Source organism: Herbaspirillum sp. SJZ107 (assembly GCF_006715485.1).
GTDB lineage: Bacteria > Pseudomonadota > Gammaproteobacteria > Burkholderiales > Burkholderiaceae_D > Telluria.
Map to the genome: position 1 here is coordinate 1,397,514 of NZ_VFNH01000002.1, position 19,482 is coordinate 1,416,995.

The following is a 19,482-nucleotide window of genomic DNA, read 5'->3' on the forward strand; positions in this document are numbered from 1 at the left end:
GGCTCAGCGCTCCGTGGCGATGCTTTCCAGTTCGGTCAGCAGCTTCGAGACGTCCCGCGTGGCGCTCGCCTGTTCGCTGGTCGAGGCGTGGATCTGGCCGATCGAGGTGCTGGTGGCGCCGACCGAATGGACGATGCGCTCGAATGCATGCTCGACTTCGCCCGCCAGGCGGGTGCCGTCGCCGACGCGGCTGACGGTCTCGTTGATCAGCTTCGAGATCTCGCGTGCCGCCATCGCCGATTTCTCGGCCAGCTTGCGCACCTCGTTGGCGACCACCGAGAAGCCGTTGCCGTGCTCGCCCGCACGCGCCGCCTCGATCGCCGCATTGAACGCCAGCAGGTGGGTCTGGCTGGCGATCTCGCTGATGGTGTCGATGATGTCGTGCACGTCGGCGGACGACTTCTGGATCGCCAGCATCGCGTCCTTCGAGCGGTCCAGCAGCTTGCTGCCTTCGGTGGCGTCGGCCTGGGTCCGGGTCGCCATGCCCGCCGATTGCTGGGCGCCGGCGGCGATCGCGCTGATCGACTGCGACAGCTCGCCCAGCACGCCGGAAATCGCCTTGACCTTGGCGCTGACCAGCTCCTCGCGGTGCACCTGCTCGGTGACGTCCATCGCGAACTTCACTACTTTATACGGCTTGCCGTTGACGTCCAGGATCGGGTTGTAGGTGGCCACGATCCAGATGTCGGCATCGTGCTTGCCGCGGCGCTTGAAGCGGCCGGACTGGAACTGGCCCTGGCCCAGGTTGGCCCAGAAGTGGCGGTAGGCCGCGCTCTTGACCAGTTCGGGTTCGCAGAACATGCTGTGGTGCTGCTTGAGCACTTCTTCTTCAGCGTAGCCCATGGTGCGCAGGAAGTTGTCGTTCGCCGACAGCACGTTGCCGCGCATGTCGAACTCGATCACGGCCTGCGAGCGGCCGATCGCGTCCAGCTTGCCGCGGCTCTCGGCCGACAGCGCCTTCTGGCGGGTGACGTCGGTGGCGAACTTGACGATCTTGACCGGCTTGCCTTCGGCGTCGAAGATCGGGTTGTACGAGGCCAGGATCCAGATTTCCTTGCCGCCCTTGCCGACGCGGCGGTATTCGCCGGCGTCGAATTCACCGCGCCCGAGGCGGTCCCAGAACGCCAGGTATTCCGGCGAATGCGCGAAGGCCGGGTCGCAGAACATGCGGTGGTGCTGGCCGCGGATCTCGTCGAGGCCGTAGCCCATCGTGTCGAGGAAATTCTGGTTCGCGTGAAGCACCTTGCCCTGCAGGTCGAATTCGATCACGGCCTGCACGCGGTCGATCGCCTGCATCTTGCCTTCGTAGTCGGCGTTGCGCGCCTTGACGGCGGTGACGTCGGTGGCGAACTTGACCACCTTGAACGGCTTGCCGTCGGCGTCCAGGATCGGGTTGTAGGTGGCCTGGATCCAGACCGGGTGGCCGTCCTTGGCGATGCGCTTGAATTCGCCGGCGTGGAATTCGCCGCTGCCGAGGTGCTTCCAGAAGGCGCGGTATTCGTGCGAGCGAGCATACACCGGGTCGCAGAACATCGCGTGGTGCTGGCCGACGACGTCGTCGAGCGCGTAGCCGAGGGTGTCGAGGAAGTTCTGGTTGGCGTGCAGGATGCGGCCTTCGAGGTCGAACTCGATCACGGCCTGGGCACGGTCGATGGCCGCCATGCGGCCTTCGAAGTCGGCGTTGCGCAGCTTGCGGGCAGTGATGTCGGTGGCGTACTTGATGACCTTGAACGGCTTGCCGTCGGGACCGAACACCGGATTGTAGGAGGCGTTGATCCAGACGTCGCGGCCGGACTTGTGGCGGCGCTTGAACTGGCCCGAATGCAGCTCGCCGCTGGCCAGGCGCGACCAGAAGGCGGCGTATTCGGGGCTGCCGGCGAAGGCCGGCTCGCAGAAGATGGCGTGATGCTGGCCTTCGATCTCGTCCAGCGTGTAGCCCATCACCGCCAGGAAGTTGTCGTTGGCGTGCACGATGCGGCCGTTGAGGTCGAACTCGATCACGGCCTGGGCGCGGTTGATGGCGTCGATCTTGGCGGCATTGTCGGCGCTTTGCAGCTTGGCGGCGGTGATATCGGTGGCGAACTTGATGATCTTGATCGGCTTGCCTTCGCCGTCGAAGATCGGGTTGTAGGACGCCTGCAGCCAGACCGGGAAGCCGTGCTTGTCGATGCGCATGAACTCGCCGCTGCTCGGCTGGCCGCCGGCGAGGGCGTGCCAGAAGGCGCGGTACTCGTCCGAATTGGCGAACTCGTCGGTGCAGAACATGCGATGGTGCTGGCCCGCGATCTCGGCGCGGGTATAGCCCATGGCATCCAGGAAGTGCTGGTTGGCCAGGATGACGTTGCCTTGCAGGTCGAATTCGACCACGGCCTGGACGCGGTTGATGGCGTCGAGGGCGGCCAAGGCCAGTTCTTGCCGGATGTCGGCAGACTGGGAAGAAATCGGATCGGCGGAAGTTCGCATCAATTTATCGGAAAAATACATAAGTGTCCCTGCGCATACATGGCGATGGCCGCCATGCCCCATTTTGTTCTTGTGGTCGTGAGTCAGTCCGGTCCGGCAAAGCCTGCGGGCCGTGCACCCATGTTTCGTCAATGCGGATGCATGCATGGTGCTGCGGAATCGGTTACGGGCTGTTCGACCGGAAGTAGCGGGTCGAACAGTTGATTGGCAGTTTAATCAATTTCCATGTGGAAATGGAAAAATTATTTCAATCGTGCGGGTAGGAACAAACAATAATGACGAATCTGTCGTCAATACACATCGCGCCGGTAGCGGCCGTCTGCCACCAACTGTTCCAGCGTGGCGCTGCCGAGGATCTCCGCGAGCGCTTCGTGCACGCCACCGGCCATGCCCTGCAGGCTGCCGCAGACATAGATGGCGGCACCGCGTTCGATCCAGTTGACCACCAGTGCGGCCTGCTCGCGCAGCAGGTGCTGGACGTAATGGCGATCGGTGCCGTGGGGGCCAGCGCGGTCGCGCGAAAAGGCGAGGTCGATGCGCTGCAGCCAGCCCGCATCCTGCCAGCCCAGCAACTCTTCGCGCAGCAGGAAGTCGTGGCGGATCTGGCGTTCGCCGAACAGCAGCCAGTTGGCGTGCTCGCCGGCGTGGATGCGCGCTTTCAGCAGCGCGCGCAGGCCGGCCAGGCCGCTGCCGTTGCCGATCGCGATCAGCGGACGGCGCGCGTTGGCGCCGAGGCGGAAGCGTTCGTGCGCGCGCACGCGCAGCTGGACCGGGTCGCCGCCGTCGATGCCGGTGGCGGCGCCCTGGCACAGCCAGCCCGAGGCCGCGCCCGGGGTACCGTCCTCCCTGCGCTGCAGGCGGACCAGCAACTCGAGCCGGCCTTCGCCGGGCAGCGAGGCGATCGAGTATTCGCGCGGGTGCGCCGGGTCGGACGGCGGGCCGACCTGGGCCAGGTCGCCGGCTTCCCAGTCGGGCAGGGCGCCGTCGGCCGGGACCAGCGACAGCCGGTACAGCGGCGCGCCGCTGCTGCCGGGATTGAGCAGCTGGCGCTCGCCGATGCGCCATTCGCCATAGGCCGGCGCCGCCCAGTCCGGGGCGTCCGCGGTGCCGGCCAGGCGGCCGACGTGGTGCTGCCACGCGGCCAGCGCGGCCGCGCTGTTCTTGTCGACGTCGATGCGTTCGAACAGGCGGGTGGCGCCTTGCTTCGCCAGCCAGGCGTCGAGCGCGCGGCCGAAGCCGCAGTAATTGATGTAGTTGTCGTCGCCCAGCGCCAGCACCGCGTAGTGCAGGTGGCGGAGGTCGACCTCCCTGGCCATCAGGCGGGCGGCGAAACGCGCCGCCACGTCGGGGGCGTCGCCTTCGCCGTAGGTGCTGGCGACGAACAGGATATTGGTGGCGCCGGCCAGCGCCGCCTCGTCGAGCCTGGAGATGCAGGCGGCGCGCGCCTGCAGGCCGCCGGTGGCGAGGATCGCGGCGGTGTGCCTGGCCAGGGCCTCGGCGTTGCCGGTCTGGCTGGCATGCACCACCAGCCAGTCGGCCGTGGCGGCCTTGCCGCTGGCAGCGCGCTGCGCGTACCAGGTACGCAGGCTCAGCGCCAGCCAGCCGGCCGACAGCAGCAGGGCGCCGCCCCAGCGCAAGGGTTCGGTGGTGAGCATCATTGCAGCAGGGCGCGCCAGGCGGACGAGGTGATGGCGGTCAGGACGGCATTCGCTGCGGCGGCGCGCACCAGGAAGCGGGCGGCGATGCCGTCGCGCTCGGCCAGCGCCAGGCCTTCCCGCGGCCCCAGCACGGTGAGGGCGGTGGACAGCGCATCGGCCGCCATGCAGGTGGGGGCGATGACGGTGCATGAGGCGACGCCGTTGGCGATCGGCTGGCCGCTGCGCGGATCGAGCGTGTGCGAGATGCGGCCGCCGGCGTGCTGCCGGTAGAAGCGCCGGTAGTCGCCCGAGGTGGCGACCGCCAGGCCATGCAGCGCCAGCAGGGGTTGTGCGCCGGCCGCAGCGGCGTCGGGCACGCCTTCGATCTCGACCCACCATGGCTGGCCATCGCCCTTGACGCCGGCGCCGCGCAGTTCGCCGCCGGCTTCGACCAGGTAGTGGCGGATGCCCAGCCGCTCGAGGCACAGTGCCAGCCGGTCCACCGCATGGCCCTTGGCCACGGCCGACAGGTCGAGCACGGCGCCGCCCGGCTGCAGCAGGCGCCGGGCTTGCCGGTCCAGCACCGGCTGGGCATGGCGGCGGCGCGCCAGCACGGCGCCGATGGCCTGCGCGTCCGGCGCATAGTAGCCGGCCTGGTCGTAGCGCTTGGTGGCTCCGAAGCCCCACAGGTCGACCAGCGCACCGGCCGCCGGGTCGTAGGCGCCGCCGCTGGCCTGCTGCACCGACAATGCGTAATCGATCACCTCGAGGAAGGGCGAGGGCAGCGCATGCCAGCTGCCGGCCGCGGCCCGGTTGTAGCGCGACAGCAGCGAGTCGGGTTCCCAGTGGCTCATCTGGGCCACCACGAGGTCCAGCTCGGCCTGCAGCGCCGGCAGCAGGTGCGCATCGGCGCCGCCGGGCAGCATCAGGCGCGCCGACCAGCCGCTGCCCATGGCGGTGCCGGACAGCGCCAGGGGGCGGCTGCCCGGGGGCGCCGGGCTTGGGTCGATCTCGAGCGGAACCAGGACGTCGCGCATACAGCTTCCGCTTACTCCGGCAGGATCTCGAGCGTGGCCGAGTAGCTGTAGCGCTTGGCCGGACCGTCGGCGCCGGGGCCGCGCGGCGCGTCGGCCGGATAGGCGGCGCTCAGCCAGTACATGTTCGGCGCCGGCAGCGTGAAGCTGGCTTCGCCGTTGGCGTCGGTGCTGAGGCGCACTTCGTTGGCGGTGCCGCGGTACTTGACGCCGCCCGGGACCAGGCTGAACGGGAAGTTGGCGAGCGGTTTGCCGTCCAGCAGGAAGCGGAATCTGGCCCGTTCGCCGGCGTGCAGCTCGTTCGGGTGGCTGACCGGCACCATTTCCAGGCCGCTGCCGACCGGCTTCAGGGCGCCGGTGCTGGTCTTGTTGCGGGTGACGAAGGTGTCCTGGCGCTGGACCATGGTAGTGGTCTTGACGTCGGTGGCGCCGGCCGGGGCCTCGGGCGGGCCGCCGCGGCCGAAGCGCTTGGTCTCGCCGTTCAGTTTATAGGTGCCCATGACGTTGGTCGCGGCCAGCGTGAAGCGGTAGGTGCCGTCCTTGGGCAGCTGGACGTCGACCGTGGAGCGGTGCTTGCCGACGCTCGGCGCCGGCGCCTGGCTGCTGGTGCCGTCCGGGGCGATGACGGTCAGGCCTTCCATGCGCAGCGGCATGTGGTCGACGTCGAACAGGCCTTCCGAGACGGCGCCGTCGATCGTGACCCAGGTCTCGCGGTCGGATTCGATCAGGGTCTGGGTCGGCACCATCCACGGACGGTGGGCGTGGGCGGAGAAAGCGGCGCCGGCCAGCGCCAGCACGATGACGATTTTTTTCATGGCAGGTCTCCAGTTATTGGACGGCGATCGATACCGCGCCCAGCTCTTCCTTGCCGGCGGCCGAATTTGCACCACCAGCGGCCAGCTTGCCCTTGGCCGGCCAGGTGAAGGGCACGCGCACCAGTTCGCGGCCGCCGGCTTCGCGCGCGGCTTCGATCACCAGCTTGTAGTCGCCGGCCGGCAGTTTGTCGAGGCCGGCCTTGGCGCCGGCGAAGGTGAGGGTCTGGGTGCCGGCGGCACGGGTGGCGCCGGACACGCCGTCGATCGGCAGCTGGGTGTCGCGCCCGGCCTTGCGCCACCAGGTGCGCAGGTCCTTGACCCACTTCTCGCCGGCATTGTTCGGCTTCTTGACGTCGTACAGCACGGCAAGAGTAGTAGCGACAGTCTGGTCGGCGCGCTCGACCCAGATCGCGACATAGGGCTTGTGGTACTCGGCCACGTTCAGCTGGGGCAGGTCGAACTTGACGGTCAGGTCGGCAGCCATGGCACCGCTGGAGACGAGCGGCAGGGTCAGGGCGAGCGTGCGGGACAGTTTCATGGATCGCTTTCTCGGTGAGTGTATTTATATTAGTGAACGAACAGCAGGGCCAGCACGATCGGCAGCACGATGCCGAAGCCGATCACCGGCCAGGTCGACGGCCGGTTGGCCGCGTGGTATTTCATGATCAGGAAACCGGTGATGCAGAACACCAGGCAGGCGATCGCGAAGATGTCGATGAACCAGCTCCACACGGTGCCGGCGTTGCGGCCCTTGTGCATGTCGTTCAGCCAGGAGATCCAGCCGCGGTCGGTCTTTTCGTATTCGGCCTGGCCATCCGCGCCGATGCGCAGCCAGGCGTCGCCGCCGGGGCGCGGCAGGGCCACGTAGGCGTCTTCCTCGCTCCATTCGGCACGCACGCCGCGCACCTCGACCGGGAAGGTGCGTTCGGCCCAGTCGGCCAGTGCGGCCGGCAGCGGCAGCTTGGCGTCCGGATGTTCGGTGGCGAAGGCTTCGAGTTCTTTCTGCAGCGGCGGCGGCAGGCTCGCCTTCAGGCGCGTCACGCTGGGCCTGGCTTCGATCTGCGCCGCGTGGTTCAGCGTGAAGCCGGTCACGCTGAACAGCAGCATGGCCATCAGGCAGATGGCGGAACTGATCCAGTGCCACTGGTGCAGCTGGCGCAGGAAGACGGCGCGGCGCGCGCCCGGCAAAGTCGGCGTATCCTGTTCGGGTGCGGCAGCGGATGCGGGCGTGGGCGTGGATGAGCTCATGGGTAAATGATAACGATTATCATTTAGATGGTCAACCGTCACATATGGCAACAAATTATGTGTCTGCGGTGTCTGTCTGATGTCACCGCTTGCGTTACAATACCGTGCGCAAAATGGGCAGCAGGCTGTTGTTTTTCTCGCCCCTTGAATGTGTCGTAAAGTCCTTCCCCCACAACTTGAGTAGTAGTGCGATCCGCTAACCGGTCAGGCCGTGTCGCGGAAGGTTAGATAACCCGCCCTAAGTTCGCGAAACGCGAAGAAAGGTGAGCAAGAATGATGCAACAATATAACGCCAACTCCTACCTGTTCGGCGGTAACGCGCCGTATGTGGAAGAGTTGTACGAAGCGTACCTGAGCAATCCGGGTTCGGTCCCGGACAACTGGCGCGCTTATTTCGACGCCATGCAGCACATGCCTGCGGTCGATGGTTCCGCCAAGCCGGACGTGGATCACTCGTCCGTGATCGCCTCCTTCGCCGAGCGCGCCAAGCAGGGCCCGATCCGCACCGTGACCGCATCGCCTGACGCCGAACTCGGCCGCAAGCGCGTCGCCGTGACCCAGCTGATCGCCGCCTACCGCTACCTCGGTTCGCGCTGGGCCAACCTGGACCCGCTGCAGCGCCAGGAACGTCCGCCGATCCCGGAACTGGATCCCGCCTTCTACGGTTTCACCGAAGCCGACCTCGACACCAAATTCAATATCAGCAACACCTATTTCGGCAAGGACGACGCATCGCTGCGCGACCTGCTGAACATGTTGCGCGATACCTACTGCCGTTCGATCGGCGCTGAATTCATGTACGTCAGCGACCCGACCGAAAAGCGCTGGCTGCAGGAAAAGCTGGAGTCGATCCGCTCGACCCCGGCCTTTACTGCCGAAAAGAAAAAGCACATCCTCGAGCGCCTGACCGCGGCCGAAGGCCTGGAACGCTACCTCCACACCAAGTACGTCGGCGCCAAGCGCTTCTCGCTGGAAGGCGGCGAATCCTTCATTGCCTCGATGGACGAAGTGATCCAGCGCGCCGGTGAGCAGGGCGTGCAGGAAATCGTCATCGGCATGGCCCACCGCGGCCGCCTGAACGTGCTGGTCAACACCCTGGGCAAGGCCCCGGGCGACCTGTTCGAAGAATTCGAAGGCAAGCACGCCGACGACCTGCCGTCGGGCGACGTGAAATACCACCAGGGCTTCTCGAGCGACATCTCGACCCCGGGCGGCCCGGTCCACCTGTCGCTGGCGTTCAACCCGTCGCACCTGGAAATCGTCAACCCGGTCGTCGAAGGCTCGGTCAAGGCGCGCATGGAGCGCCGCGGCGACCGCCAGGGCAAGGAAGTGCTGCCGATCCTGGTGCACGGCGACGCCGCCTTCGCCGGCCAGGGCGTGGTCATGGAAACCCTGAACCTGGCCCAGACCCGCGGCTACGGCACCGGCGGTACCGTCCACCTGGTCATCAACAACCAGATCGGCTTCACCACCTCCGACCCGCGCGATGCGCGCTCGACCCTGTATTGCACCGACGTCGTCAAGATGATCGAGGCACCGGTGCTGCACGTGAACGCCGACGATCCGGAAGCCGTCGTGCTGGCCACCCAGATCGCGATGGACTACCGCACCGAGTTCCACAAGGACGTGGTGGTCGACATCATCTGCTACCGCAAGCTGGGCCACAACGAGCAGGACACCCCGGCCCTGACTCAGCCGCTGATGTACAAGAAGATCGCCAAGCACCCGGGCACCCGCAAGATGTACGCGGACAAGCTGGCTGCGCAGAACACCATCGCCGCCGACGGCGGCGACCAGCTGGTCGCCGAGTACCGCGCCGCGATGGACGCCGGCAAGCACACCACCGACCCGGTGCTGACCGACTTCAAGAACAAGTACGCCGTCGACTGGGCGCCGTTCCTCAACAAGAAGTGGACCGACGCCGCCGACACCGCGGTGCCGCTGACCGAGCTGAAACGCCTGGCCCAGCGCATCACCACCGTGCCGGAAAACTTCAAGCTGCACTCGCTGGTCGAGAAGGTGCTGGGCGACCGCGCCAAGATGGGCCAGGGCGAGATGAACCTCGACTGGGGCATGGGCGAACACCTGGCCTACGCATCGCTGCTGGCCTCGGGCTACGCCGTGCGCCTGTCGGGCCAGGATGCCGGCCGCGGCACCTTCGTGCACCGCCACGCCGTGCTGCACGACCAGAACCGCGAGCGCTGGGACCAGGGCATCTACCTGCCGCTGGCCAACGTCCAGGAAAACCAGGCCAACTTCACCGTGATCGACTCGGTGCTGTCGGAAGAAGCGGTGCTGGGCTTCGAATACGGCTACTCGACCGCCGAACCGAACACCCTGACCATCTGGGAAGGCCAGTTCGGCGACTTCGTCAACGGTGCGCAGGTCGTGATCGACCAGTTCATCGCTTCCGGCGAAGTGAAGTGGGGCCGCGCCTCGGGCCTGGTGCTGATGCTGCCGCACGGCTACGAAGGCCAGGGTCCGGAGCACTCGTCGGCCCGTATCGAGCGCTTCCTGCAGCTGTGCGCCGACCACAACATGCAAGTCGTGCAGCCGACCACCGCCGCCCAGATCTTCCACCTGCTGCGCCGCCAGATGGTGCGCCAGTTCCGCAAGCCGCTGGTGATCTTCACGCCGAAGTCGCTGCTGCGTAACAAGGACGCCGGCTCGGCGCTGACCGACCTGGCCAAGGGCGGTTTCCAGACCGTGATTCCGGAACTGGACGACAAGATCGACGCCAACAAGGTCAAGCGCGTGATCGCCTGCTCGGGCAAGGTCTACTACGACCTGGTCAATGCACGCAAGACGCGCGGCGTCAGTGACACCGCCATCATCCGTATCGAGCAGCTGTATCCGTTCCCGCACAAGGCATTCGGCGCCGAACTGAAGCGCTACCCGAACGCCACCGAAGTGGTGTGGGCACAGGACGAGCCGCAAAACCAGGGTCCGTGGTTCCAGATCCAGCACAACCTGTTCGAAAGCATGGAAGCAGGCCAGCGCCTGGCCTATGCCGGCCGTCCGGCTTCCGCAGCGCCTGCCGTCGGTTACGCCGACAAGCACATCGCGCAGCAGAAGGAACTGCTGGATACCGCGTTCTCGAAGCTCAAGGGTTTCATCCTGACGAAATAAGCGGCTACGTCCGACATGACCCCGTGCTGCATGTGAAGCACATGCAGCACGGGGTTTTTACAGCACAAATATTGGAGTTTTCTAAATGGCACAAATCGAAGTCAAGGTCCCCCAGCTGTCGGAATCGGTCGCAGAAGCGACCCTGCTGTCGTGGCACAAGAAGGTCGGCGAATCCGTTTCGCGCGACGAGAACATGATCGACATCGAGACCGACAAGGTGGTCCTGGAACTGCCGGCACCGTCCGCCGGCGTGATCGTGCAGCTGATCAAGGCCGACGGCGCCACCGTCGTTGCCGGTGAAACCATCGCGATCATCGATACCGAAGCCTCGGCCCAGACCAGCCCGATCTCGATCACCGCCGCACCAGTCGCCAACGCGCCGGTTACCGCTGCCGCACCGCATTCGACCCCGGCCGCCACCGGCGCAGCGCCGGCTGCCGGCAGCAAGTCGGACGTCGCCATGCCGGCCGCCGCCAAGATCCTGGCCGACAACAACCTGAGCACCTCGGATGCCAGCGGCACCGGCCGTGACGGCCGCGTGACCAAGGGCGACGCCCTGGCCGCCGTCGCCAACAAGCCTGCCGGCGCCGCCGCACCGGCACCGGCCGCACCGGCACCGCTGCAGCAGCAGGCACCGAAGGCAGCATTGCCGCAAGTCGCCGCCCCGGCCGCCAACCTGGGCGACCGTCCGGAAGAGCGCGTGCCGATGAGCCGCCTGCGCGCCCGTATCGCCGAGCGCCTGCTGCAGTCGCAGTCGACCAACGCCATCCTGACCACCTTCAATGAAGTCAACATGAAGCCGGTCATGGACCTGCGCGCCAAGTACAAGGACAAGTTCGAGAAAGAGCACGGCGTCAAGCTGGGCTTCATGTCCTTCTTCGTCAAGGCCGCCGTCGCCGCACTGAAGAAGTACCCGATCCTGAACGCGTCGGTCGACGGTAATGACATCATCTACCACGGCTACTTCGACATCGGTATCGCCGTCGGTTCGCCGCGCGGCCTGGTGGTGCCGATCCTGCGCAACGCCGACCAGATGTCGATCGCCGAGATCGAGAAGAAGATCGGCGAATTCGGCCAGAAGGCCAAGGACGGCAAGCTGACCCTGGAAGACCTGACCGGCGGTACCTTCTCGATCTCGAACGGCGGCACCTTCGGCTCGATGCTGTCGACCCCGATCATCAACCCGCCGCAGTCGGCGATCCTGGGCGTGCACGCGACCAAGGACCGTGCCGTGGTCGAAAACGGCGAGATCGTGATCCGTCCGATGAACTACCTGGCGATGTCCTACGACCACCGCATCATCGACGGCCGCGAAGCCGTGCTGGGCCTGGTCGCCATGAAGGACGCGCTGGAAGATCCGTCGCGCCTGCTGCTCGACCTGTAATCCGCCAGGACAGGGCGCCGGCCCGGTTCGTTTAATCGTTGTCTGATGGAAGGGGAGTCACCATGATTGCCGATGAAATCAAGCGTTTGCACGAACTGCACCAGGCCGGCGCCCTGACCGATGCCGAATTCGAACAGGCCAAGGCGAAGATCCTGTCGTCGGCCAACGTGCGCCTGGACAAGGCCAGCAGCACGGCGGGCGCCGGCAGCTTCGGCGCCGAACTGAACGCCCTGCGCCGCTCGCGCACCGACCGCTGGCTGAGCGGCGTGTGCGGCGGCCTGGCGCGGGCCTCGGGTGTCGACGCGTGGGTGTGGCGGCTGGTATTCGTGCTGTTCACCCTCACATTCGGATTTGGCGCGGTGGTTTATGTGTTGTTGTGGATTTTCGTTCCAGAAGAATAATTTCCCGCTAGATCGGGAACACAAGGAAACAATTGATGAGCACCGAAAAACAATTTGACGTCGTCGTGATCGGCGGCGGCCCCGGCGGCTATGTGGCTGCCATCCGTGCAGCGCAGCTGGGCTTCAAGGTCGCCTGTATCGACGAAGCGCAGAACGCCAAGGGCGGTCCTGCCCTGGGCGGCACCTGCACCAACGTCGGCTGCATCCCGTCGAAGGCCCTGCTGCAGTCGTCGGAGCACTTCGAGCACGCCGGCCATGCCTTCAAGGAGCACGGCATCAACGTGCAGGGCCTGCAACTCGACCTGGGCCAGATGCTCAAGCGCAAGGACGGCGTGGTCAAGGCCAACAACGACGGCATCGTCTACCTGTTCAAGAAGAACAAGGTCACCTTCTTCCATGGCCGCGGCACCCTGGCCGGCAAGGCCGGCGAAGGCTTCACCGTCAACGTCACCGGTCCGGCCACCGACACCCTCACCGCCAAGAACGTGATCGTCGCCACCGGCTCCAACCCGCGCGAACTGCCGGGCGCACCGTTCGACGAGAAGATCATCCTGTCGAACACCGGCGCACTGGCCATCGATGCCGTCCCGGGCAAGCTGGGCGTGATCGGCGCCGGCGTGATCGGCCTGGAAATGGGTTCGGTCTGGCGCCGCCTGGGCGCCGACGTCACCGTGCTGGAAGGCCTGCCGGCCTTCCTGGGCGCGGTCGACCAGCAGATCGCCAAGGAAGCGCAGAAGGCCTTCACCAAGCAGGGCCTGGCGATCCACCTGGGCGTCAAGATCGGCGCGATCACCAACCGCGGTAATGACGTCACCGTCGAGTACAGCGACGCTGCCGGCACCGCGCAGACCGCCACCTTCGACCGCCTGATCGTCTCGATCGGCCGCGTGCCGAACACCAATGGCCTGGGCTTCGAGTCGGTCGGCCTGCAACTCGACGAGCGCGGCTTCATCGCCGTCGACGACGAGTGCCGCACCGGCGTGCCGGGCATCTGGGCAGTGGGCGACGTCGTGCGCGGCCCGATGCTGGCGCACAAGGCCGAAGAAGAGGGCGTCGCGGTTGCCGAGCGCATCGCCGGCCAGCACGGCCATGTCAACTTCAACACCATCCCGTGGGTGATCTACACCTCGCCGGAAATCGCCTGGGTCGGCCGCACCGAAGAGCAGCTCAAGAAGGATGGCGTCGCCTACAAGGCCGGCACCTTCCCGTTCATGGCCAACGGCCGTGCGCGCGCGCTGGGTGACACCACCGGCATGGTGAAAGTCATCGCCGATGCCACGACCGACGAGATCCTGGGCGTGCACATCGTCGGCCCGGTCGCTTCCGAGCTGATCTCGGAAGCCGTGGTCGCGATGGAGTTCAAGGCTTCGGCCGAAGACATCGCCCGCATCTGCCACGCGCACCCGACCCTGTCGGAAGCCACCAAGGAAGCCGCGCTGGCCGTCGACAAGCGTTCGCTGAACTTCTAATCCGGTTGTCCTGACCGGTCGTGGGGTGGGCGGCACTGCCGTCCACCCCATATTTTTGATGTCATCCTCATGAACGTCCAAGAGTATTACCAGCACGCGCTGACCGAGCGCGGCTTCAAGTCCGATGCTGCCCAGCAGCGCGCGGTGGACCGCCTGCAGCAGGCGTACGACGACTGGGTAAATTACAAGGCCCAGCGGTCGTCCGCTTTCAAGCGCCTGATCAACCGTCCCGACGTCCCGCAGGGCGTCTACATGTGGGGCGGGGTGGGGCGCGGCAAGTCCTTCCTGATGGACAGCTTCTATTCGGTGGTGCCGGTGGTGCGCAAGACGCGCCTGCACTTCCACGAATTCATGCGCGCCGTGCACCGCCAGTTGGACGAATTGAAGGGCGTGGAAGACCCGCTGGTCGAAGTCGCCAAGCGCATCGCCAAGAAGTATCGCCTGATCTGCTTCGACGAATTCCACGTCAACGACGTCGCCGACGCGATGATCATGTACAACCTGCTGTCCAAGCTGTTCGAGTACGGCGTCTCCTTCGTGATGACCTCGAACTACGACCCGGACAAGCTGTACCCGGACGGCCTGCACCGCGACCGCATGCTGCCGACCATCGCGCTGCTGAAGGACAAGCTGGACGTGATGAACGTCGACGCCGGCATCGACTACCGCCACCGCGCGCTGGAACAGGTCGAGGCCTATTACACGCCGCTGAACGCGGCCAGCGACCACGCGCTGCGCGACGCCTACGCCAAGGTGGCCGACACCGCCGACGAAGACCCGCGCATGCGCATCGAGCAGCGCGAGATCCGTGCGCTGCGCCGTGCCGGCGGCGTGATCTGGTTCGACTTCCAGACCCTGTGCGGCGGCCCGCGCTCGCAGAACGACTACCTGGAACTGGCCAGCCGCTTCCACACCGTGATCCTGTCCGGCATCCCGCGCATGTCGGCCTCGATGTCGTCGGAAGCGCGCCGCTTCACCTGGCTGATCGACGTGTTCTACGACCACAAGGTCAAGCTTCTGATGTCGGCCGAGGTCGCGCCCGACCAGTTGTACACCCAGGGTTCGATGGCGAACGAGTTCCACCGTACCGTGTCGCGTATCATTGAGATGCAGTCGCGCGAATACATGCTGGCGGAGCGCCGCGGCGCCGCCGACGCACTGGCGTGATCCAACAAGAGGAACCGATGAAACCCGAACCGATACTGCGCAGCGCCATCCTGGCCGCCCAGACCATTACCTTGAGCCTGGCCCTGGCGGCCTGCGCCGGCCCCGAGCCGGTCCCGCGCGAGACGCCGCCGCCGCCGGTGACCTCGGTCGCCCAGGCCGACCAGCAACTGGCCGCCGTGGCGCGCGAACGCGCCGCGATCGAAGCCCGCTATGCCGAGCGCGAGCGCGTCTGCTACAACAAATTCTTCACCAACAATTGTCTCGACGAAGCCAAGGACACGCGCCGCCGCGCGCTGGCGACCCAGCGGGCGATCGAAGTCCAGGCTGCGCACTTCAAGCGCCAGGCCGTGGTCGAGGAACGCGACCGCGCCATGGCCGAAGCCGAGAAGCGCTTCCAGGCCGAGGAAGCGCGCCTGGCAGCGCAGCCGGCCAAGCCCGCGCCCGAGGTTGCGCCGGTGCCGGCGCCGCGCAAGTCGACCGTGCCGGCCAGGGTCGCCGAGCGCGACGCGCGCCTGCGCGAAGCCCAGCAGAAGGAAGCGGCCGGCGCCGCCAAGCGCGCCAGCAACGTGCGCGCCTACGAGAAGCGCAAGGCCGAGTCGGAAGAGCGCCAGCGCCGCGTGGCCGAGCGCAAGGCGGAGAAGGCTGCGAAAGCAGCCAGGGAAGCGGAACAAAAAGCCAAGGCTGCGCAGCCGAAGTAAGGTGGTGTTTGTGCTGCAGTAGGGTGGACGGCTTTGCCGTCCACGCGTTCAACTACCCGCGCGCTTGCGCGTGCCCCAGCTTGACGATGGCCATGCTGCAATTGCCCCACTTGCCTTGCGAGCGTTCGGCCGCCTTGTCGATCAGCATCTCGGAGGCCTGGCGCGGGGTTGCCCGCGCGGTTGCCGCGCCCAGCTCGGCATCGGTGAAGAAATGCCACAAGCCATCCGAGCACAGCAGGAACACGTCGCCCGGCGCCAGCCCGGTATGGTGGCCGACGGTGACGAAGGGATCCTTGCGTCCATTGCCCAGCACATTCAGCAGCAGCTTGGACTTGCGGTGGTTCCTAGCCGATTCGAGCGGCAGGCGGTCGCTCGACACCAGGTGCTCGACGTAGTCGGCGTCGCCGGTGCGCGCCAGGCATCTGGCGTCATGGAAGTGATACAGGCGCGAGTCGCCGACGTGCGCCCATACCGCCTCGCCATGCGGACTCAGCACCAGGCCGACGAAGCTGGCGTGGGCTTCGGCCTGCGCCGCGACCGCGTTCATCTTGATGATGGTGTGGGTCTCCTGCACGATGTCGCGCAGCACCTGCTCGAGGCGTTCGATGGACGGACGGTCGCCCGGCTTGAATTCGTCGAACACCTGTTTGGCGGTATGCAGGACCTGTTCCGATCCGGCCGCACCCGCCAGCCCATCGGACAGGACCGCCAGCACATAGCCCGGCGCGCGGGCGCCGCCCATCAGCGCCACCCGGTCGTTCTGCTGCGGGCGGTTGCCGAGGTGCTGCGCGGTTCCCGCTTCTATCTTGTATGAAGTCATAACGTGGCTTTCCGATACCGGCTTGCCGAACTTTGTTGGCGGCAACGCCGGGGTAGATTAAACTATGCACTGGTTTGCCCCAGTGTTGCAAGCCATTACGATAGCGACGCCCGCGCTCCCCCATGCGGCGGCCCGCTGTCTTCCCACCCCTGTCCTTACTCAAACTGTCCGGAATTGCATACCATGATCGACGTCCAGGAGATCCAGCGCCGTATTATCGAACTCGACGTGGAACACCGCGATCTCGACGCCGTCATCGACATGCTGACCCGCGACGGGCATGCCGACCAGTTGCAGTTGCGCCGCCTGAAGAAGCGCAAGCTGCAACTCAAGGACCACATTACGCTGCTGAAGATGCAGCTGGTCCCCGACGTGCCAGCATAATTTCCGTTAAGCTAGCGTCCTGTTTTCCGTTCCAAAACCATTTTGACCGATCATCTCCCTGTGCCCGGCATCGCCGCGGACGAATCCGTTCCTCCCGCGCCAGCGGCGCCATCGTCCGACCAGCTGCCCGAACTGATGGGCACGCAGGCGCCCGGCAAATACGACGAGGAAGTCGACCGCATCTTCGGTGCGGGCGGCCCGCTTGCGCCCGCCGTCGGCACCTTCCGCCCGCGCCAGTCGCAGACCGAAATGGCCAAGGCGATCGCCGACGCCATCGGCAAGCAGGGCACCCTGATCGCCGAGGCCGGCACCGGCACCGGCAAGACTTTCGCCTACCTGGTGCCGGCTCTGCTGTGGGGCGGCAAGACCATCGTCTCGACCGGCACCAAGAATCTGCAGGATCAATTGTTCTCGCGCGATATCCCGACCGTGCGCAACGCGCTGCGGGCGCCGGTCTCGGTCGCGCTGCTGAAGGGCCGCTCGAACTACGTCTGCCATTACAACCTGGAACGCACGCTGTCGAACGGGCGCCTGACTTCGCGCGACGACGTCGGCCACCTGCGCGAAATCTCGCGCTTCATGAAGATGACGAATTCCGGCGACAAGGCGGAATTGACCAAGGTGCCGGAAACCGCATCGGTATGGAACCTGGTCACGTCGACGCGCGAGAACTGCGTCGGCCAGGAATGCCAGTACTACCAGGATTGCTTCGTGATGAAGGCGCGCCGCGAAGCCCAGCAGGCCGACGTGGTGGTGGTCAACCACCACGTGTTCTTTGCCGACGTGGCGCTGAAAGAGGGCGGCATGGGCGAGCTGCTGCCGGCTGCCAACACCATCATCTTCGACGAGGCGCACCAGCTGCCCGAAGTGGCCACCATGTTCTTCGGCACCTCGGTCTCGACTTCGCAGGTGCTGGAACTGTGCCGCGACGTGCTGGCCGAGGGCCTGGCGCATGCGCGCGGCGGTCCCGACTGGGCCAAGACCGTGATGGTGGTCGAGAAGGCGGCGCGCGACCTGCGCCTGACCTTCCCCGAAGGCAGCACCCGTCTGTCGCTGCCGCAATTGCCGCCGAGCTCGGATTTCTTCCCGGCGCTAGCCAAGCTGAAGGAAGAGCTGGAAGGCCTGGTCGACGTACTCGAGGAAAATGCCGAGCGCGCCGAGACGCTGGAGCAGTGCCGCGTGCGCGCGGTCGAGCTGCTGGAACAATATAAATCCTGGAAGAGCGAACCGAAGAAGGGCAAGGAGGTCGAGGGCGACGACGCGGTGCTGTGGGTCGAAGCCTTTGCTTCCGCGCTGCAACTGCACAAGACGCCGCTGTCGATCGCGCCGATCTTTGCCGGCCAGCGCGCCGGCACGCCGCGCAGCTGGATCTTCACCTCGGCCACGCTGGCGGTGAAGAACGACTTCAAGCACTTCAGCGCCCAGCTCGGCATGACCGGCGAGCCGGCGGTTAGCTGGCCCAGCCCCTTCGATTACCAGCAGCAGGGCATCCTGTACGTGCCGACCGGCCTGCCGGAGCCGAATACCATGGGCTATACCGACGCCGTGGTCGACATGGCGCTGCCCGTGATCGAGGCCGCCGGCGGACGCTGCTTCTTCCTGTGCACCACGCTGCGCGCGGTGAACCGGGTGGCCGAGCGCCTGCGCACCGAGTTCGCCGATCGCGGCCTCGACTTCCCCCTGTTCGTGCAGGGCGAACGCGGCCGCACCGAACTGCTGAATTCCTTCCGCACCGCCGGCAACGCCGTGCTGGTGGGCAGCCAGAGCTTCTGGGAAGGCATCGACGTGCGCGGCGAGGCGCTGTCGCTGGTGATCATCGACAAGCTGCCGTTCGCCCCGCCGGACGACCCGGTGCTGGCCGCGCGCATCGAAGTGATGGAAAAGAAGGGCATGAACGGCTTCGTCCATCACACCTTGCCGGAAGCCATCATCAACCTGAAGCAGGGCGCCGGCCGCCTGATCCGCGACGTCGAGGACCGCGGCGTGCTGATGCTGTGCGATCCGCGCGTGATCAGCAAGCCGTATGGGCGCCGTATCTGGCAGAGCCTGCCGCCGTTCAGGCGGACACGGGTGCAGGCCGACGTCATCGATTTCTTCAAGCAGCCAAAACCGGAAAGCTAACCTTTCCACTTGTGCCCCCACAAGATGCACCATGAATGACTTGCTAAAGTCAGCAGGTCCTGGCCTGCGGCTGACACCGGCAGGCAAAATTAAGGGGGTGCAATGGCAATTCGTTACGGCTGTTTTTTCAGCTATGCCCATGGCCGGCATGAGCTGATGCAGCGTTTCAAGGCCACGCTGGCGGATGCGCTGCGCTGCTATCTGGAACCGTATTTCGACAACGAAGACGAGCTCTTCGTCGATGTCGAGCAGCTCGGCGGCGGAGACGACCTCGACCGCAAGATCGCACGCGCGATGTGCGAGAGCGTCTGCATGGTGCTGATCTACACGCCGAAGTACGAGGCGCATGCCTACACGCGGCGCGAGTACGCGGCCATGCGCCGGCTCGAGGCCGAACGCAGCAAGTGGTACACGCTGCCCAGCCGCCTGATCATCCCGGTCATCATGACCCAGCACCCGGATGGCCTGCCGCCCCAGATCACCGATTCGTTCTACGTCGACTTCTCGCGTTACACGATGGCGACCGCCGACCTCAAGTCGAATCCGGACTTCCTCCCGGATATCGACCGTATGGTCAAGCGTATCGTCACGCACTACCACTACCAGAAAAAAAGCATGCCCCCGGGGTACGACTGCAACCAATTCGTGCTTCCCGATGTCCCACCTCCCTGGCGCGAGAGTCCGGATCCAACCTTCCCAAAAAAATGAGGAG

General features: G+C 65.9%; 16 protein-coding genes. 9 read left to right on the forward strand and 7 right to left on the reverse strand.

From position 1 onward, the window contains the following. Positions 1 to 3: 3 nt before the first annotated feature. The 6 genes from FBX97_RS15970 to FBX97_RS15995 form a co-directional block, all read right to left on the reverse strand. On the reverse strand, positions 4 to 2,463 hold the full coding sequence (locus tag FBX97_RS15970; RefSeq protein ID WP_141833247.1) for a PAS domain-containing methyl-accepting chemotaxis protein: 2,460 nt from the start codon (positions 2,461 to 2,463) through the stop codon (positions 4 to 6). Between the two features lie 290 nt (positions 2,464 to 2,753). After that, the gene (locus tag FBX97_RS15975) at positions 2,754 to 4,121 is read right to left on the reverse strand and encodes a sulfite reductase subunit alpha (RefSeq protein ID WP_141833249.1); all 1,368 of its coding nucleotides are present in this window, start codon (positions 4,119 to 4,121) and stop codon (positions 2,754 to 2,756) included. Next, positions 4,118 to 5,137 carry an FAD:protein FMN transferase gene (locus FBX97_RS15980; protein WP_141833251.1) on the reverse strand — a complete coding sequence of 340 codons (1,020 nt, stop codon included), beginning with the start codon at positions 5,135 to 5,137 and terminating at the stop codon, positions 4,118 to 4,120. Before FBX97_RS15980 ends, FBX97_RS15975 begins: the two co-directional genes overlap by 4 nt. A gap of 11 nt (positions 5,138 to 5,148) precedes the next feature. Next, on the reverse strand, positions 5,149 to 5,949 hold the full coding sequence (locus FBX97_RS15985; protein ID WP_141833253.1) for a DUF4198 domain-containing protein: 801 nt from the start codon (positions 5,947 to 5,949) through the stop codon (positions 5,149 to 5,151). Between the two features lie 13 nt (positions 5,950 to 5,962). Beyond that, positions 5,963 to 6,487 carry a DUF2271 domain-containing protein gene (locus FBX97_RS15990; protein ID WP_141833254.1) on the reverse strand — a complete coding sequence of 175 codons (525 nt, stop codon included), beginning with the start codon at positions 6,485 to 6,487 and terminating at the stop codon, positions 5,963 to 5,965. A 29-nt stretch (positions 6,488 to 6,516) separates the two neighbouring features. Further along, positions 6,517 to 7,197: a PepSY-associated TM helix domain-containing protein gene (locus FBX97_RS15995; protein WP_141833256.1), complete on the reverse strand. Its 681-nt coding sequence runs from the start codon at positions 7,195 to 7,197 to the stop codon at positions 6,517 to 6,519. A gap of 273 nt (positions 7,198 to 7,470) precedes the next feature. Between FBX97_RS15995 and FBX97_RS16000 the strand changes: the two genes are divergently transcribed. The 6 genes from FBX97_RS16000 to FBX97_RS16025 all read left to right on the forward strand — a co-directional run bounded on the left by FBX97_RS16000 (position 7,471) and on the right by FBX97_RS16025 (position 15,445). Next, on the forward strand, positions 7,471 to 10,326 hold the full coding sequence (locus FBX97_RS16000) for a 2-oxoglutarate dehydrogenase E1 component (protein ID WP_141833258.1): 2,856 nt from the start codon (positions 7,471 to 7,473) through the stop codon (positions 10,324 to 10,326). Positions 10,327 to 10,411: 85 nt separating this feature from the next. Further along, positions 10,412 to 11,710 (forward strand): 2-oxoglutarate dehydrogenase complex dihydrolipoyllysine-residue succinyltransferase, encoded by a 1,299-nt coding sequence (gene odhB, locus FBX97_RS16005; protein WP_141833260.1) that lies wholly within the window; start codon positions 10,412 to 10,414, stop codon positions 11,708 to 11,710. 62 nt (positions 11,711 to 11,772) lie between these two features. After that, entirely contained in the window at positions 11,773 to 12,111 is a 339-nt protein-coding gene (locus tag FBX97_RS16010) for a PspC domain-containing protein (protein ID WP_141833262.1), read from the forward strand. A gap of 35 nt (positions 12,112 to 12,146) precedes the next feature. Further along, positions 12,147 to 13,580: a dihydrolipoyl dehydrogenase gene (gene lpdA / locus FBX97_RS16015; RefSeq protein ID WP_141833264.1), complete on the forward strand. Its 1,434-nt coding sequence runs from the start codon at positions 12,147 to 12,149 to the stop codon at positions 13,578 to 13,580. Between the two features lie 69 nt (positions 13,581 to 13,649). Continuing rightward, positions 13,650 to 14,747 (forward strand): cell division protein ZapE, encoded by a 1,098-nt coding sequence (gene zapE / locus FBX97_RS16020; RefSeq protein WP_141833266.1) that lies wholly within the window; start codon positions 13,650 to 13,652, stop codon positions 14,745 to 14,747. A gap of 17 nt (positions 14,748 to 14,764) precedes the next feature. Next, positions 14,765 to 15,445 carry a hypothetical protein gene (locus FBX97_RS16025; protein ID WP_141833268.1) on the forward strand — a complete coding sequence of 227 codons (681 nt, stop codon included), beginning with the start codon at positions 14,765 to 14,767 and terminating at the stop codon, positions 15,443 to 15,445. Positions 15,446 to 15,497: 52 nt separating this feature from the next. Here FBX97_RS16025 and FBX97_RS16030 read toward each other — a convergent pair whose 3' ends face one another. Further along, the gene (locus FBX97_RS16030; protein ID WP_141833270.1) at positions 15,498 to 16,265 is read right to left on the reverse strand and encodes a PP2C family serine/threonine-protein phosphatase; all 768 of its coding nucleotides are present in this window, start codon (positions 16,263 to 16,265) and stop codon (positions 15,498 to 15,500) included. 183 nt (positions 16,266 to 16,448) lie between these two features. Here FBX97_RS16030 and FBX97_RS16035 point away from each other — a divergent pair, with 183 nt between their 5' ends. The 3 genes from FBX97_RS16035 (at position 16,449) to FBX97_RS16045 (ending at position 19,478) form a co-directional block, all read left to right on the forward strand. After that, positions 16,449 to 16,649, forward strand: coding sequence for a YdcH family protein (locus FBX97_RS16035; RefSeq protein ID WP_036239942.1), 201 nt, complete (start codon positions 16,449 to 16,451; stop codon positions 16,647 to 16,649). 135 nt (positions 16,650 to 16,784) lie between these two features. Then, complete coding sequence (locus FBX97_RS16040; protein WP_141834566.1) at positions 16,785 to 18,770, forward strand: ATP-dependent DNA helicase; 1,986 nt, start codon at positions 16,785 to 16,787, stop codon at positions 18,768 to 18,770. A 102-nt stretch (positions 18,771 to 18,872) separates the two neighbouring features. Then, positions 18,873 to 19,478, forward strand: coding sequence for a toll/interleukin-1 receptor domain-containing protein (locus FBX97_RS16045; RefSeq protein WP_141833272.1), 606 nt, complete (start codon positions 18,873 to 18,875; stop codon positions 19,476 to 19,478). The last annotated feature ends 4 nt before the right edge of the window (positions 19,479 to 19,482 follow it).

Excerpts from the sequence above, each read along its gene's own strand:
- lpdA (WP_141833264.1), top strand. The coding sequence starts at position 12,147 with ATGAGCACCGAAAAACAATTTGACGTCGTCGTGATCGGCGGCGGCCCC.
- zapE (WP_141833266.1), top strand. The coding sequence starts at position 13,650 with ATGAACGTCCAAGAGTATTACCAGCACGCGCTGACCGAGCGCGGCTTC.
- FBX97_RS15970 (WP_141833247.1), bottom strand. The coding sequence starts at position 2,463 with ATGCGAACTTCCGCCGATCCGATTTCTTCCCAGTCTGCCGACATCCGG.
- FBX97_RS16000 (WP_141833258.1), top strand. The coding sequence starts at position 7,471 with ATGATGCAACAATATAACGCCAACTCCTACCTGTTCGGCGGTAACGCG.
- FBX97_RS16030 (WP_141833270.1), bottom strand. The coding sequence starts at position 16,265 with ATGACTTCATACAAGATAGAAGCGGGAACCGCGCAGCACCTCGGCAAC.
- FBX97_RS16035 (WP_036239942.1), top strand. The coding sequence starts at position 16,449 with ATGATCGACGTCCAGGAGATCCAGCGCCGTATTATCGAACTCGACGTG.
- FBX97_RS16040 (WP_141834566.1), top strand. The coding sequence starts at position 16,785 with ATGGGCACGCAGGCGCCCGGCAAATACGACGAGGAAGTCGACCGCATC.
- FBX97_RS15975 (WP_141833249.1), bottom strand. The coding sequence starts at position 4,121 with ATGATGCTCACCACCGAACCCTTGCGCTGGGGCGGCGCCCTGCTGCTG.
- FBX97_RS15985 (WP_141833253.1), bottom strand. The coding sequence starts at position 5,949 with ATGAAAAAAATCGTCATCGTGCTGGCGCTGGCCGGCGCCGCTTTCTCC.
- FBX97_RS16045 (WP_141833272.1), top strand. The coding sequence starts at position 18,873 with ATGGCAATTCGTTACGGCTGTTTTTTCAGCTATGCCCATGGCCGGCAT.
- FBX97_RS15995 (WP_141833256.1), bottom strand. The coding sequence starts at position 7,197 with ATGAGCTCATCCACGCCCACGCCCGCATCCGCTGCCGCACCCGAACAG.
- odhB (WP_141833260.1), top strand. The coding sequence starts at position 10,412 with ATGGCACAAATCGAAGTCAAGGTCCCCCAGCTGTCGGAATCGGTCGCA.
- FBX97_RS15990 (WP_141833254.1), bottom strand. The coding sequence starts at position 6,487 with ATGAAACTGTCCCGCACGCTCGCCCTGACCCTGCCGCTCGTCTCCAGC.
- FBX97_RS16025 (WP_141833268.1), top strand. The coding sequence starts at position 14,765 with ATGAAACCCGAACCGATACTGCGCAGCGCCATCCTGGCCGCCCAGACC.
- FBX97_RS15980 (WP_141833251.1), bottom strand. The coding sequence starts at position 5,137 with ATGCGCGACGTCCTGGTTCCGCTCGAGATCGACCCAAGCCCGGCGCCC.
- FBX97_RS16010 (WP_141833262.1), top strand. The coding sequence starts at position 11,773 with ATGATTGCCGATGAAATCAAGCGTTTGCACGAACTGCACCAGGCCGGC.